This is a genomic window from Methylobacterium sp. CCH7-A2 (assembly GCF_001557075.1).
Taxonomy (GTDB): Bacteria; Pseudomonadota; Alphaproteobacteria; order Rhizobiales; family Beijerinckiaceae; genus Allobosea; species Allobosea massiliensis.
Genome location: NZ_LSKN01000088.1, coordinates 108,059 through 122,738, shown reverse-complemented (window position 1 = coordinate 122,738; position 14,680 = coordinate 108,059). Strand labels below are relative to the sequence as shown.

Sequence of the window (14,680 nt, the reverse complement as noted above, 5' to 3'; positions counted from 1 at the left end):
AGGGGGGCTTCCGATCCATCTGCGGCGCGAGGATGGGCAGGCGCGCTCCTTCAGAACGCGGGATCGTCGAGAAGCACGTCCGCGGTGTCCTGATAGTGCTTTTCCAGAAGCTGCACGGCCCGATCGGCCGCCCGATCCAGCACAGCCGTCAGAATAGCCTGGTGCTCGTCGCCGATCCTGCGCGTCGAGAAAACGCGCCGGATCGAGACGCGGCGATAACGGTAGAGCTGGTCGGCGAGATGGTCGCAGAAGCCGACCAGCGAGGCCGAGCCGCACTGGCTGATCAGGGTGCGGTGGAAGATCCGGTGCAGGCGCTCCCAGTCCGGATTGTCCTCGAACTGCTCCGGGTTGAGCGAGCGCGGCGTGCGGGCGAGGCGGTGATGCGCCACCACCAGCGCCTCCTCCCATTCGGGCGTCGCGGCCTCCATGGATTTGCCCAACGCCAGCCCCTCGAGCCAGCACCGCGTCATCGTGAGTTCCTGCAGCTCCGCCTTGCTCACCGGCGAGACGATGAAGCCGCGCTGCTCGCGCGACTGCACCAGCCCCTCGGAGGTGAGCCGGTTCAGCGCCTCGCGCAGCGGCGTCTGCCCGGCCTGGTAGGCCTCCATGAGGAAGCGCATCTGCAGTTTCTGGCCCGGCTTGAGCCGCCCGCAGAGAAGGTCCTCGCGCAGCTTGTCGTAGAGGTCGAGCGTTCGGGTCGAAGGGGTCGGCGCTGTCATGCGAAGGGGCTCGATCTCCTGCGAAGCCAGCGAGCGCGCGGGGCTCCCCGGCGGGCTCAAGACCTTCGATCTGTACACGTAGCCTCGCTCGTCAGAAATTTATAAATTCTGCTTTACGACGGCACATTATCGAATATGCTCGGCGCCAGCTACAAAAATCGAGTCCTTTGGAGGGATCGTGACGGGCCAGGCGGGATCGGAGCGGCGCTGGACACTCGGCGGCTGTCGCTGCGGCGTGGACATCCACGCCCATGTCGTGCCCGCGCGCTTTCCGGCCTATCTCAGGGGGGCGACGCCGAAGGGCTGGCCTGCCATGGCGGAAGCCCAGCCCTGTCACCGTCACGTCGTCATCGACGGGCGGACCTATCGCACCGTCTCCGACCGGTGCTGGGACGTGCCCAAGCGGCTCGCCGACCTGGACGGCATGAGCCTGTCGCTGCAGGCGATCTCGGCGATGCCGGAGCTGATGTCCTACTGGATGGACGCCGCCGATGCCGACGAGCTGCTGCGCTACATCAACGACCAGATCGCGGCGATGGTGGGCGAGTCCGGCGGGCGGCTGGTCGGACTGGGCGCCCTGCCCCTGCAGGACATGGACCGGGCCTTGGCCGAGCTGGAACGGCTGATGCGCGATCCCGGCTTCGCCGGGGTCCAGGTCGGCAGCAACGTCAATGGCCGGCCGATCGGGGCGCCCGATTTCGACCCATTCTTCGAGGCGGCCGAGGAGCTTGGCGCAGCCGTCTTCGTCCATGCGGTGCGCCCCTGCGGGCAGGAGCGGCTGGTCGGGCCGGGCCAGCTCCAGCAGGTGCTCGCCTATCCCGGCGATGTCGGGCTCGCCGCGGCCTCCGTGATCTGCTCCAACCTGATGCTGCGGCGTCCGCGCCTGCGGATCGCCTTCAGCCATGGCGGGGGAACGCTCGGACTGCTGCTGCCGCGGCTGGAGGAAGGCCGCCGCGTCTTCCCGGCCCTTCAGGAGAGCATCGAAGTCTCGCCGACCGAGCAGGCCCGCCGGCTGTTCTACGACGCACTCGTCTATGACGAGCCGACCCTGCAGCATCTGGTGCGCCTGTTCGGAGAGACGCAGGTGATGATCGGCACCGACTATCCCTTCAATTTCCACGAGCGCCGCCCGGTCGAGCGGATCGAAGCCGCCTTTGCGGACGAGGCGCTGCGGGCGCGGCTGCTGCGCGACAATGCGGCGGCCTTTCTCGGCCGGCCGAGCGAGGTCTCGCCATGAGCCGCTTTCCCGTCACCGCCCTGCGCTCCGTCGCGATCGGCACGCCGGACCTCGCCCTCTCCGAGCGCTTCTATACGCAGGTCTGGGGGTTGGAGGTCGCGGCGCGGCAGGGGGAAGCCGTCTATCTGCGGGCAACGGGCGCGGACCATCACGTCCTTGCGCTCCATCCTTGCGCCGCGGCGGAGATCCTGTCGGTCACGTTCCGGGTCGATGCGGCGACCGATCTCGAGCAGCTGGGCGAGCGAGCCGCGCGGCACGGCGCCCGGGTGCAGTCGGGCCCTGCCCCGACAGGCGAGCCCGGCGGCGGCGTGCTGCTCGAACTGGCCGAGCCGCAGGGCGGCGTCTACCGCTTCGTCCAGGGCGACGCGCTTCACGGCGATGCCGGCGAGAGGCCCGACCGGGCGTCGCGGCTCGCCCATGTCAACCTCAACAGCCACGATGTCGACGCCCAGACGCGCTTCTTCGAAGAGGGACTCAGCTTCGTCCTCACCGATCGCTCGAAGCTGATGGCCTTCCTGCGCTGCAACAGCGACCATCACGCCGTGGTGCTGGCGGAGGCCAAGGCCAGCGGACTCAACCACATCGCCTTCCTCGTGCCGGACTGGGAATCGGTGATGCGGGCCGCGGGCCGGCTCGTCGATGCCGGCTATCCGATCGGCTGGGGCGTCGGTCGTCACGGCCCGGGCGACAATGTCTTCGCCTATTTCGTCGATCCCGTCGGCTTCGTCGTCGAGTTTACGGCGGAGGTCCTGCAGGTCGACGACGGCTATCGCGTGCGCGGGCCCGAGGAGTGGGTCTGGCCGCCCGGCCGAACCGACCAGTGGGGCATCGCCCCGCCCAAGCCCGATCATGTGAAGGCCGCCCAGACGGCCATCGCCTATCGCCCGGGGGCCGCCCGATGAACGCCCAGCACAGGATTTCCGTTCAGGTGAGCGAGACGTCTCTTCCCGGTTCCGCGCATTATCCCGTCGTCGTGGTCGGCTTCGGGCCGAGCGGCGCCGTCGCCGCCAATCTGCTGGGCCAGCACGGCATTCGCAGCCTCGTCATCGACCGCCAGCGCGAGGTCTACGACAAGCCGCGTGCCATCGCGATCGACCACGAGATCCTGCGGCTTTTCGACAATCTGGGCCTGGCGGAGGCTGTTCTGCCCTATGTCGCGCCGTTCCACGCTTCGGAGCATTTCGGCGCCGACGGGCAGCTGATCCGCCGGATCGACACCGTGCCGGAACCCTACCCGCAGGGCTATGTGCCGACGATGGTGTTCACGCAGCCTCCCGTCGAGGCCGCTTTGCGGGCCCATGCGCAGGCGCGGCCCGGGGTCGATGTCCGCCTCGGGACGGAACTCGTCGATCTGACAGCGACACCCGATCGCGTGACGCTGGACCTGCGGCAGGACGACGGTATGCGTCGTACGATCACGGCTGACTACGTCATCGCCTGCGACGGCGCCTCGAGCGGCGTCCGGGAGCGGCTCGGCATCCGTCTCGCCGATCTGGTCTTCGACGAGCCCTGGCTGGTCGTCGACATGCAGGTGAACGAGTCGGCCCTGGCCAAGCTGCCCCCGAATTCGGCGCAGTTCTGCGATCCGCGGCGGCCGACCAGCTACATCATCGGACCGGGCACCCATCGCCGCTGGGAGATCATGCTGCTGCCGGGCGAGGATCCGCGCCTGGCGCAGACGCGGGAGCGCGTCTGGGAGCTGCTGGCGCGATGGCTGACGCCGGCGGACGCGACGCTCTGGCGGGCCGCGAGTTATCGCTTCCACGCCCTGGTCGCCGAGCGCTGGCGGCAGGGTCGCGTCTTCATCGCCGGCGACGCCGCGCATCAGCAGCCGCCCTTCATCGGCCAGGGCATGTGCCAGGGGGTGCGCGACGTCGCCAACCTGATCTGGAAGCTCGCGCGCGTGCTGGACGGACGCTCGGGCGAGGCGCTGCTCGACAGCTACGAGGCGGAGCGCAGCGCGCATGTCCGCGAGCTGACGACGCGGATCAAGGCGATCGGCCAGGTGATCTGCGAGCGCGATCCGGTGGCGGCGCGCGCCCGTGACGCCCGCATCCTCGCCGAGGGCGGCGGCCAGCCGCGCATCATCACCCGCCAGGAGATCGTGCCGCCGCTGGCGACCGGCCTGCTCGCAGACGAAACCGATCCGGCCCGCGGCCGGCTCTTCCCGCAGCCCTGGGTCGAGACGGCCAAGGGGCGTGCGCGGCTCGACGCCGTCGCGGGGGCGGGCTGCCGCGTCGTGATCGAGGACGCGCTCGCCCGCACCCTGCCCGCCGGCATCCTCGCAACGGCGCGCGCCAAAGGCCTCACCGTCATCGCCTTCGGCCCGTCCGGAGCCGGCCCCGTCGCCGAGGCCGACATCACGGTCGCCGAATGCGACGGCGTCCTGCGCGACTGGTTTGCGGGATGCGGTCGCGCCGCCGCGATCGTGCGGCCGGACCACTACGTCTTCGGCACGGCCGCCGACGGCCCGGCGCTGGCCGCGCTGATCGACGCCTTCACCCTCGGCCTCACCGCGCCCGCGCTGCCGGCGGCCTCCCTCGCCCATGCCCTGTCCTGAGAGGAAAACCTCCCGATGCGTTTTGCCACCTTCCGCCTCAACGGTGCCCCGACATGGGGCCTGATCGACGGCGAGCAGGCCGTCGATCTCGGCGCCGTGCTGTCGGGGCGCTATCCCGACCTCAAGAGCGTCATCGCCGCTTCCGCGCTGGCGGAAGTCGCCGCGGCGGCCGCCGGTGCACCGCGCCATCCGCTCTCGGCCGTGACCTGGCTCCCGGTCGTGCCGAACCCCGACAAGATCCTCTGCGTCGGGCTGAACTACGAGATGCACCGCAAGGAGACCGGCCGGGCCGAGGTCGAGAACCCCACGATCTTCGCGCGTTTCGCCAATTCGCAGACCGGCCATGGCGCCGACATCGTGCGGCCGCGCGTCTCACACGAGCTCGATTTCGAGGGCGAGCTCGCCATCGTCATCGGCAAGCCGGGCCGCTATATCGCCCGCGAGGACGCCTTCGCCCATGTCGCCGGCTATGCCTGCTACAATGACGGCAGCGTCCGCGACTTCCAGCGCCACACCCACCAGTTCACGCCGGGCAAGAACTTCCCCGACACCGGCGCCTTCGGGCCGTGGATGATGACGCCCGACGAACTCGGCCCCCTCCCCGATCTGCGCCTCCAGACCCGCGTCAACGGCCAGGTCGTGCAGGACGCGACCTTCGACCAGATGATCTTCGATATCCCGAAGATCATCGAATACTGCTCGTCCTTCACGCGGCTGGAGCCCGGCGACGTCATCGCGACGGGTACGCCCGGCGGCGTCGGCGCCAAGCGCAATCCCCCGCTCTGGCTGAAGCCCGGCGACCTCGTCGAGGTCGAGATCGACCGCCTCGGCATCCTGCGCAACGGCATCGCCGACGAGGCCTGAACCACGACGCCGCCGGAAGCGCGCCTTCGAGGCTCGCGGAGCACGCCCGGCGGCGCTCCCCCCATCCCAGAAGAGCCCGGAGGACACGATGTCCAAGTTCAGATCACTGGCGCTCGGCGCCACCCTCGCGCTCGCCGCGATCGCAAGTGCCCAGGCGCAGGCCTGGCCGCAGCGCCCGATCGCGCTCGTCGTGCCGCAGGCGGCCGGCAACAGCCCCGACATCCTCGCACGCGTGCTGGCCGACAAGCTGTCGCGCAGCCTCGGCCAGCAGGTCTATGTCGAGAACCGCACCGGCGCGGCCAACATCGTCGGGACGCAGGCGGTCGCCCGCGCCACGCCGGACGGCTACACCTTCCTCTTCGCCACCTCGGCCTCGCTCTCGACCAACCCCCACACCTTCCGCAAGCTGCCCTACGATCCCCAGAAGGATCTCATGCCGGTGGCGATGGTGGCGCGCAGCCATCACGTGCTGCTCGTGAACCCCTCGCTGCCCTTCAAGTCGCTGGAGGACCTGATCGCGCAGGAAAAGGCCAAGCCCGGCGAGATCACCCTGGCCGTCGACAGCGAGCGCAACATCTCCGGCCTGATCGGACAGACCATCAACCGCCGCGCCGGGATCAAGATGGTGTTGGTGCCCTATGCCGCGGCGGCCAACTCGATCCAGGACACGATCGCGGGCCGCGTCCAGGCGACGATCCAGTCGGCCTCCGTGGCGGAGCCCTTCATCAAGGAAGCGACGCTGCGGCCTCTCGCCGTTGCCGGCACCAAGCGGCTGGCCTCGCTGCCCGGCATTCCCGCCATCGCCGAGACCCTCGCCAGCGCCGATATCGGCGGCTGGTTCATGGTCATGGCGCCGGCCGGGACGCCTCCAGACATCGTCCAGTCGATGAGCCAGAAGATCGCCGAGGCGCTGCAGCAGCCGGATGTGCGCGAGCGCGCGCCGACCCTGGGCTTCGACGTCGATGTCGGCCCGCTCGCGACGCCCGCCGGCGCTGGCGCCTTCCTGACCAAGGAGATCGCGACCATGGGCGCGCTCATCAAGGAGTTCGGTATCGAGCCGCAATGAGCGCTGGTCTGGCTCCGGCTGCAGGGTGCCTGACCTCCGCCGGTCGACCCTGGCGACCGTCCGCACGGCTGAAGCATCACCCGCGTCGGCGCGGGTGATCAGACGGATTGGTGACGGGGCCGCTAAGGTCGAGATTGCCGACAATGGTCCGTCGCCTGCAACGCAGATCCGTTTTCGGGCGCGAACCCAGGTCGCCCATTGGCACCATCGGCCGCATTCGCGTCCATGGAACCGGATCGGACCTGTCGAGACTGCAATGTCGCGCGCAGCCAGCCTCCTCAATCGTTGACGCGCTCGAGTCCGATCGTCAGCGAGATCGCCAGAAGAGCGAGCATCGCGAGCAGGATCTGGATGCTCGAGACGGCGGCGACCAGCGGCGAGCTGCTGTTCTGGACGATGGCGAGCAGTTCGATCGGCAGTGGCCGGTCGCGATAACCATGGGTGAAGATCGTCACCGAAAGATTGTCGACACCCTCGATGAAGGTGAAGACGGCGCCGGCCAAGATCGCGGGCAGCAGCAGTGGCAGGGTGATGGTGCGGAAGGTCTGCCAGCGGCTCGCGCCGAGATTGGAAGAGGCCTGCTCCAGCAGCGGATCGAGCCGCTGGAGGCGCGCCATCACGGTGCGGACCATCACAGCCATGACATAGACGGAAAGCGAGACGGACTGCAGCCAGATCGAGGGGCCGATGCCGAGCAGCGCGCCCGAAAACAGCACGGCGACGCCGAGCACGATGCCCGGCACCATATGCGGCACCAGCACGAAGACCGACAGCGCGGTGGCGCCCCGGAAATCGCCGCGCGCGCAGGCCAGGGCGGTCGGGACACCGAGCGCGATGCACAGCGCGGTCACATAGAGCCCGACCTTGATGCTGGTCCACATCGCGTTCACGAGCACGGGCTGGTTGAAGACCTTGACGTACCAGTCGAGCGTGAAGCCCGCGGGCGGGAAGCTGATATAGCCGCGCGTGTCGAAGGACATCATTACGACGATGACCGCCGGCAGCAGGAGCAATGCGAGCGCGAGCACCGCGAGCGCGATGATGAAGCCGATGCCCAGCCGGTCGAGGATTTCGGCGCCGTCGATCCGCTTCATCGCTGTGCCACCCGTGTCCAGCGCGTCGCGATATGCGTCAGCCAGGCGAAGACCAGCAGCACGGCGAGACAGGTCGCCATCAAGATCATGGCCGTCACCGCGCCCTTGCTCCATTGCAGGGAGTAGACCACCTGCTCGTAGACCATCGTCGCGGCGTTGAGGTAATTGCCGCCGCCCAGGAGATGCGGCACCACGAAGGTGGTGTAGCTCAGCGTGAAGACGAGCGCGGCTCCGGTGCCGAGCCCGGGCACGCTCAGCGGCATGATGATGGTTCGCAGCGTCGCCAGCCGACTGGCGCCGAGATTGGCGGAAGCCTCTTCCAGCCGGGAGTCGTGGCGGCTCATCACCGCGATCAGTGGCAGGATCATGATCGGCAGATGGATCTGGACCATGCCGATCAGCACGGCCCAATGCGTGTTGATGATGCGCAGGGGCTGCGAGATCAGCCCGAATTCCATCAGCGTCGCATTGACCACGCCGCGGCCACCGAGAATGACGATCCAGGCATAGGTCCGGACGATGCCGCTGGTCAGGATCGGCGCGATCGTCAGCACGAGGATGATGCGGCGGGTCCAGGGGCCGCCGATCAGGAAGAGATAGGCGACGGGGAAGCCGAGCAGCGCGCAGACCAGCGTCGTCGTCAGCGCCAGCGTCAACGAACGCTGGAAGGTGATGTGATAGAGCGGGTCGGCCAGAGCGGTCGCGAGATGGCCGAGCGAGAATTCCTGCGAGACGATGACCCCGCGCGACACCGTGATGTCGGAAAAGCCCAGCGACAGCAGCACGCCGAAGGGGATGACCGCGACGACGACGAGCACGACGATGGCAGGCACGGCCGGCCAGATCCCGCGCCCCGAGAGCAGCTCATCGACCAGCCGCAGTAGGAGAGGCCGGCGGGTCATGCGCGCGGGAAGGCGATGCAGGCGGCGGGATCGCGCAGGCGCAGCGCCACGCGGTCGCCGACATCGATGCGGGCAACCGTCTCGTCGCGCAGCGCCACGACGCGCAGCGAAATTCCGTCCGCGAGTTCGACCTCGTATTCCATCAGCGCCCCGACATGGCGGCGGAAGCGAACGCTGCCGCGCCATCCCGTTTCAGCCTCAACAGCCGGCTCGATCAGGATGTTGTGCGGGCGCAGCATGACGCGGACCTCGCCGTCGAGCGCCGTCGCAACACTCTGGCCATCGGGCAGGGTCACCTGACCCTGGCTCGCAATGCCGTCCCAGAAATTCGAGGCGCCGACGAAATCGGCGACATAGGCGCTGGCCGGCCGATCGAAGATTTGCTCCGGCGTCCCCAGCTGCTCGATCCGGCCGGCGCGCATCACGGCGATGCGATCCGACATGGTCAGCGCCTCTTCCTGGTCGTGCGTGACGAAGATCGCGGTGATGCCGAGCCGCTTGATCAGCTGGCGCATCTCCATCTGCATGGTGCCGCGCAGCTTGGCATCGAGGGCATTGAAGGGCTCGTCGAGCAGGAGGACGCGCGGCTCCAGAACCAGCACGCGGGCGATCGCGACGCGCTGCTGCTGCCCGCCGGAGAGCTGGGCCGGGTAGCGCTCCTCGAAGCCGGTCAGCGAGACGGTCTGGAGCGCCTGGGCGACACGGCGGCCGATCTCGGCCGCGGGGACGCCGCGCATGCGCAGGCCATAGCCGACATTCTTCGCTACGGTCAGATGGGGAAAGAGCGCATAGCTTTGGAAGACAACGCCGACGGAGCGGCGATTAACCGGGACGGGGATCGTGTCCCGGCCGTCGATGAGGATCTCGCCCTCGTCCGGCGTCAGGAATCCGGCAATGCAGCGCAGCAGCGTGGTCTTGCCGCAGCCGGACGAGCCCAGCAACGTCAGGATCTCCCCTTCCTGCGCGACGAGCGAGCAGCGGTCGAGCACGGTGAGGCCCGCGAAGCGCTTGACCGCATCGCGGATCGCCACGACCGGGGCGGCTTCCGCCGTCCCGGTGGCCGGGATGGGCGCAGCCGCGGTGATCACCCGGCGAACATCCGGTCGAAGGCCTCGACGATCTTGCCGCGGTTGGGCGCCACCTTCGGCCAGTCGACCGAGACCATCGAGGCGATCTCCTCCGGCGTCGAAGGCAGGAAGGCGGCGGCCCCCGCCGGGGCGACGATGCCCTTGACCGTGGTGCCGAAGTAGTAGGGCGGCTGGGCGGCGAAGGTCTGGCTCTCGCTGGTGAGCAGGATGTCGGCGAATTCGTGGATCAGCTCGCTATGGGCTGTGCGGGTGAACTTGACGATCATGGTCGGCAGGATCAGCGGGCCCGGGCCGGTGACCTTGGCGTAGCCGAGCGGCAGGCCGCTGGCGATGGCGATGCCAGTGTTGTCGTGCCAGAGCGGGCAGAGCCCGATCTCGCCGCGCTCCAGCATCTGTTGCAGCAGGTTTGGATTGCGCCCGACCAGCGGCTTCAGCTCCTTCCATTTGGCGAGGCCGAAATCGGTGTCGGCATCGGTCTTGCCGAAGGCCGAGGCCGCGATCGAGACGCAGGCGAGGCCGAGATTGGACTGCGGCCGCGAGACGCCGATCTTGCCGGCATATTCCGGCTTCCAGAGATCGGCCCAGGTCCTGGGCGGGTTCGGCACCATCTGCTTGTTGTAGGCGATGCCGATGCCGGCATAGCTGATCGGCACGCCCATGCCATAGGCGTAGGGCATGAAGCGCGGGTCGATGTTCTTGGCGTTGGGGACCTTGGCGATGTCGAGCGGCTCCAGCACACCCTCATCGACGGCGTTGATGATCGCGGGCGAGCCCATCACCGCGAAGTCATAGGGCGAGGCGCCGCGCGAGGCCTTGATCTGGGCAATCGCCTCGGCCGAAAGGCCGCCGATGATGCGCAGCGAGACGCCGGGATGCTTCTTGGCGAGGATCTCGCCGGCGCGCTTCAGCGGATCGTCCTGGGCGCTGCCATAGCCGATCATGACCAGTTCGCGGGCCTGGGCTCGCAGGACCGTCGGCGCGGCGAGCGCGACGCTGCCCGCTGCGGCCCCGAGGAAACGGCGTCGAGACAAAGTCGTCATGGAGGATCTCCCGGCCTGGCTGCATCGGATCGGTGCCCGCGCGAAAGGCGCAGGCGGCGCTGGTATCTCTTTCAATTTGCGGACAAACGAAAACAATCGCAAGCATAAAACTTAGCCAGGTCGCGCCGATTTTTCGAGCGCTCACGCGATGGTGACCTGAACCCCCGCCGCTTCGAGCGCCTGAATGTCGGCCGCCGCCGCGCCCTGGTCGGTGATCAGCAGATCCGCCTGGTCGAGCGGCGCGATACGGGCGCTTCCGACATGGCCGATCTTGCCGTGGTCGGCGACGAAAACGACGCGCCTGGCCGAGGCCATCATCGCCTTCTTCACCTCGGCCTCTTCCCAATTGCCATTGGTGAAGCCGCGGACAACGTCGACGCCGGCACAGCAGAGGAAGGCGAGATCGGCGTTGATCTCGCGCAGCAGCGTCGTGCCGAAGGGCGAGATCAGGCTGCTGGAGCGGGCATTGCGACCGCCGCGCTTGAGGCGCCCGCCGGTGACGATGACGGTGACGCCCTCATGCGCCTGCAGCGCCAGCGCAATGTCGAGGCCGTTGGTGACGACGACGACATCGGTCAGCGCCGCCGGCAGGGCATGGGCGATGGCGAGCGTCGTCGTTCCGGCATCGAGGATGACGGTTTCGCCGTCGCGGACGAGGGCGGCCGCCTGCTCGGCAATGCGCTCCTTCTCGTCCGAAAAGGACTGGCTCGGCAGATCGACGGGGCGCTCGAAACGGGCCGGGCGGAGCGCCATCGCTCCGCCGCGAATGCGGCGGATGAGCTGGCGCTTCTCCAGCGCGTCGAGATCGGCGCGGATCGTCACCGCGGAGACACCGAGCTCCTCGGCCAGTGCAGCGACCTCGACCACACCCTTGGCCGAGAGCCTTTCGATGATGCGCTCATGGCGCGGCAGGGTGCGGCCGCGGGCGAGCTCGGGCAGGACTTGCGTCGGGGGCATGGCAGGCTTCGTTGTCACTTGCGTTACCAGATAAAATGAAGGATATCGAAAGTCGAGCCCAGATCCGGCGAGCGGATCCGGCACGAGACCTTCGACAGGACGGGACCAGCATGGCCGACCACATGCAGCAGTTCAAAGCCCTCAAGCGCGAATCCTCATCGGATGCGCCTGGCGATCCTGAGCGCTTCCGGCGCGTGGAGCTGACGCATACGGAAATGATGGCGCAGGGCGACGCCATGACCCGCACGCTCGCGACCACGGCGGAGGCGGTGAAGCGCATTGCCGGCGAGATCGCCGCGCGGCCGCTGCGGCGCGTCGTCATCACCGGCTGCGGCGATTCCTGGATCGCCGGCATCGGCGTCCGGCTGGCCTATGAGCGTCTGCTCGGCGTTCCCTGCGAGCCCTATGAGGCCTTCGATCTCGAGCAATACGGGCTCGACCTCGTCGACGACGGCACGCTGATGATCGGGCTGAGCTCGAGCGGCAACACGGCGCCGGTGAGCGCGAGCCTGAAGGCCACGATCGCGCAGGGCGGCTATGCCGTCGCGCTGACCAACACCGCGACCTCGGCGATGATGCGGGAGTTTCCGTCCGCCTTGCTGATCCAGGCCACGCGCGGCGGCTGGCCGACGCAATCCAGCACGGCCGCCATGGCGCTGCTGATCGCTCTGGCGCTGGCGATCGCCGACGCGAAGGGCCTCGGCGAAGGCAAGGCGCCGGGGCTCGCGGGCGACCTCGCCGCGCTCCCCGCGGTGATGGATACCGTCGCAACGGGCTTCTACGACAAGGCGAAAGCGCTGGGCGCGGAGCTGGCGCGCAGCGACATGATGCTGCTGGCCGGAGCCGGCCCGCATCTGGCACCCGCCGCCTTCGGCGCGGCCAAGCTGAAGGAGCTGGCGCCGATCCACGCCATCGCCTTCCCGCTGGAGGAATACCACCATTACCGTACGCAGAAGGCCGGCGACCCGCTCTTCCTGATCGCGCCCGACCAGGCGAGCCGGCAGCGCGCGTTGGAGACCGCCATCGTCGGCAAAGGCGTCGAAGGGCACACCATTGCGCTGGTGCCGGAGGGCGAGACCGGTTTTGGCGCCTATTGCGCCCATGTCTGGCATCTGCCGCCCGTGCGGATCGAATTGGCGCCGCTGGTCTACAGCGTGCCGCTGCATCTCTTCGGCTACCACGTGACCAAGGCGCGCGACGCGCTCGGCCTCGGCGCCCCGCGGCTCGGCGGCCTCGCTGCGTGACGCCGGAGCTCGTCACCGCGGGCGGGCTGACGGTCGATCACGTGATCTCGGCCGACGGGACGGTCGCGCTGGCGCGGGTGGGTGGCAATGGCGCCTATTCCAGCGTCGGCGCCCTGTGCTGGCGCGAGCGCGTCGGCCTCGTCAGCGTCGCCGTGGCGAGCTACCCGCGCGAGACGCTGGCGCGGCTGCGCGACAACGGTGTCGCGCTCGACGGTGTCGTCATGGTCGATGTCGCGCTCGAGAGCGGCAATTGGTTCATCTACGACCATGAAGGCCATCGCAGCGAGCGGCTGACCAGCCGCCCGGAGGAGCTGGCACAGGCCGGCTTCCCGACCGACCGGCTGACGCCCCAGCAGGTCGATGACTGGCAGACGCATCTGCGCCGGCGCGGCGACGGCGGCGAGCTGTCCTATTCGCAGTTCCGCGACACGCATCCGATGGTCGCCGCGCAGGTGCCGGAGCACTATCTGCGCGCCCGGGGGGCCCATTGCGCGCCGAGCCGCCCGGTCGTGCTGGCCGATCTGCTGCCGCTGTTCAACGGCCGCGGCATGGTGGTGACGCTCGATGCCGGCTGGCAGCTGGCGGAACTCTCCCTCGACGATCTCTCGCCCTTCCTCGCGCAGGTCGATGCCTTCCTGCCGAGCGAGATCGAGCTCGCCGCGCTCGTCCCCGGCGTGCCGATCGAGCAGGCGCTGGCGCTCGCCGCAGCGCGCTGCCGCGGCACGGCGGCGGTGAAGCTCGGGCCGCGCGGCTGCCTGGTCTGGGACAAGGAGGCCGGCGCGCCGGTCGCCGTGCCGGTGATCCCGACCCATGCCATCGACCCGACCGGCGCAGGCGATTCCTTCTGCGGCGGCTTCCTCGCCGGGCTCGTCGAGACGGGCGACGCCGTTCTCGCGGCCGCCTATGGCGCTGTCTCGGCCTCGCTGATCGTCAGCCGCCATGGCGCCGACGGGGCGCTGCCGATCGACCGCGCCGCCTGCCGCGAAATGTTGGCACGCCTGACATCCTCCCTCGCCCGCGCGCCCATGCCTGCCTGACCCTTGTCCGCCTGATCCTTGCCCCCTGCCCCCACCCGCCCAGGAAGCCCGCCTTGACCACGCTCCGCGTTTTCGCCGCCCGCCCCCTCGTCATCGCCGCGCTGCACCTGCCGGATTTCGGCCGGATGCGCGACAAAAGCATGGCCTGGCTGGAGGATTACGTAGCGACCAACGCGCAGGTCTTCGCGCAGGCCGGCGTGCCCTACATCAAGCTGCAGGACCAGACCCGCGAGGCCGGGCCGATGGCGGCGAGTTCGCTCGCCATCACCGCCGCGCTCGCCCGCTTCCTGCGGGCCGAGGTGCCCGGTATCGGGCTCGGTATCATCGTCGAGGCGCATGATCCGGTCGCCTCGCTCTCGATCGCCCATGCGGCGGGGGCCGATTTCGTGCGGCTCAAGGTCTTCGTTGGGGCCGCGATGACGGCGCAGGGGCCGCGCACCGGCATGGGCGCGCAGGCGCTCGCCTTCCGCAATGCGCTCGGCCGCGACGACATCGCGATCCTCGCCGACGTGCATGATCGCACCGCCGTGCCGATGTCGTCCGAGACGCCGGAATTCGCCGCCGAATGGGCGCAGAAGACGGGGGCCGACGGGCTGATCCTGACCGGAGCGGACTGGGCGGATTCGCTGGCCCGGATCCGTCGGGCCCGCGAGACGGGAATCAAGCGGCCGATCCTGCTCGGCGGCAGCGTGACGACCGGCAATGTCGGCGAGGCGCTCAGCGCCGCCGACGGCGTGATCGTCTCCACGGCCCTGATGCGCAAGGACGCGGCGGCTTCCGACGTGCTGCGCTGGGATCTCGATCTCTGCCGTCGCTTCATGGATGCTGCGCGCGTCACGGCCTAGGACGCCGGTCAGGACGCAGATCGTCGC

At 69.0% G+C, this 14,680-nt stretch carries 14 protein-coding genes; 8 read left to right on the top strand and 6 right to left on the bottom strand.

Annotated elements, in window-relative coordinates; genetic code table 11:
* Positions 1-50: 50 nt before the first annotated feature.
* Positions 51-719: a GntR family transcriptional regulator gene (locus tag AX750_RS07230; protein WP_066717328.1), complete on the bottom strand. Its 669-nt coding sequence runs from the start codon at positions 717-719 to the stop codon at positions 51-53.
* Positions 720-897: 178 nt separating this feature from the next.
* Here AX750_RS07230 and AX750_RS07225 point away from each other — a divergent pair, with 178 nt between their 5' ends.
* The 5 genes from AX750_RS07225 (at position 898) to AX750_RS07205 (ending at position 6,446) form a co-directional block, all read left to right on the top strand.
* The gene (locus tag AX750_RS07225; protein ID WP_066717326.1) at positions 898-1,956 is read left to right on the top strand and encodes an amidohydrolase family protein; all 1,059 of its coding nucleotides are present in this window, start codon (positions 898-900) and stop codon (positions 1,954-1,956) included.
* Positions 1,953-2,858, top strand: a complete 906-nt coding sequence (locus AX750_RS07220) for a VOC family protein (protein WP_066717323.1) — start codon at positions 1,953-1,955, stop codon at positions 2,856-2,858. Before AX750_RS07225 ends, AX750_RS07220 begins: the two co-directional genes overlap by 4 nt.
* Before the next feature lie 26 nt (positions 2,859-2,884).
* Positions 2,885-4,516 carry a bifunctional 3-(3-hydroxy-phenyl)propionate/3-hydroxycinnamic acid hydroxylase gene (locus AX750_RS07215; RefSeq protein WP_245282333.1) on the top strand — a complete coding sequence of 544 codons (1,632 nt, stop codon included), beginning with the start codon at positions 2,885-2,887 and terminating at the stop codon, positions 4,514-4,516.
* 15 nt (positions 4,517-4,531) lie between these two features.
* Positions 4,532-5,380 (top strand): fumarylacetoacetate hydrolase family protein, encoded by an 849-nt coding sequence (locus AX750_RS07210; protein WP_066717320.1) that lies wholly within the window; start codon positions 4,532-4,534, stop codon positions 5,378-5,380.
* A gap of 88 nt (positions 5,381-5,468) precedes the next feature.
* Positions 5,469-6,446: a tripartite tricarboxylate transporter substrate-binding protein gene (locus tag AX750_RS07205; protein WP_066717317.1), complete on the top strand. Its 978-nt coding sequence runs from the start codon at positions 5,469-5,471 to the stop codon at positions 6,444-6,446.
* Between the two features lie 278 nt (positions 6,447-6,724).
* On the opposite strand, the gene AX750_RS07200 is transcribed toward AX750_RS07205, so the two are convergent.
* The 5 genes from AX750_RS07200 to AX750_RS07180 form a co-directional block, all read right to left on the bottom strand.
* Positions 6,725-7,540, bottom strand: coding sequence for an ABC transporter permease (locus AX750_RS07200; RefSeq protein ID WP_066717316.1), 816 nt, complete (start codon positions 7,538-7,540; stop codon positions 6,725-6,727).
* A complete protein-coding gene (locus tag AX750_RS07195) occupies positions 7,537-8,442 on the bottom strand; it encodes an ABC transporter permease (RefSeq protein WP_067253824.1) in 906 nt (301 codons plus the stop codon). Before AX750_RS07195 ends, AX750_RS07200 begins: the two co-directional genes overlap by 4 nt.
* Entirely contained in the window at positions 8,439-9,530 is a 1,092-nt protein-coding gene (locus AX750_RS07190; protein WP_245282332.1) for an ABC transporter ATP-binding protein, read from the bottom strand. The genes AX750_RS07195 and AX750_RS07190 overlap by 4 nt, the downstream gene beginning before the upstream one ends.
* Positions 9,527-10,570, bottom strand: coding sequence for an extracellular solute-binding protein (locus AX750_RS07185; protein WP_066717312.1), 1,044 nt, complete (start codon positions 10,568-10,570; stop codon positions 9,527-9,529). Before AX750_RS07185 ends, AX750_RS07190 begins: the two co-directional genes overlap by 4 nt.
* A gap of 141 nt (positions 10,571-10,711) precedes the next feature.
* A complete protein-coding gene (locus tag AX750_RS07180) occupies positions 10,712-11,527 on the bottom strand; it encodes a DeoR/GlpR family DNA-binding transcription regulator (protein ID WP_066717310.1) in 816 nt (271 codons plus the stop codon).
* A gap of 110 nt (positions 11,528-11,637) precedes the next feature.
* Here AX750_RS07180 and AX750_RS07175 point away from each other — a divergent pair, with 110 nt between their 5' ends.
* Genes AX750_RS07175 through AX750_RS07165 form a run of 3 tightly spaced genes read left to right on the top strand, consistent with a single transcriptional unit; the run spans position 11,638 to position 14,653 of the window.
* On the top strand, positions 11,638-12,771 hold the full coding sequence (locus AX750_RS07175; protein ID WP_082735236.1) for an SIS domain-containing protein: 1,134 nt from the start codon (positions 11,638-11,640) through the stop codon (positions 12,769-12,771).
* The gene (locus tag AX750_RS07170) at positions 12,768-13,808 is read left to right on the top strand and encodes a carbohydrate kinase family protein (RefSeq protein ID WP_066717307.1); all 1,041 of its coding nucleotides are present in this window, start codon (positions 12,768-12,770) and stop codon (positions 13,806-13,808) included. Before AX750_RS07175 ends, AX750_RS07170 begins: the two co-directional genes overlap by 4 nt.
* Before the next feature lie 53 nt (positions 13,809-13,861).
* Positions 13,862-14,653 (top strand): BtpA/SgcQ family protein, encoded by a 792-nt coding sequence (locus AX750_RS07165; protein ID WP_066717300.1) that lies wholly within the window; start codon positions 13,862-13,864, stop codon positions 14,651-14,653.
* The last annotated feature ends 27 nt before the right edge of the window (positions 14,654-14,680 follow it).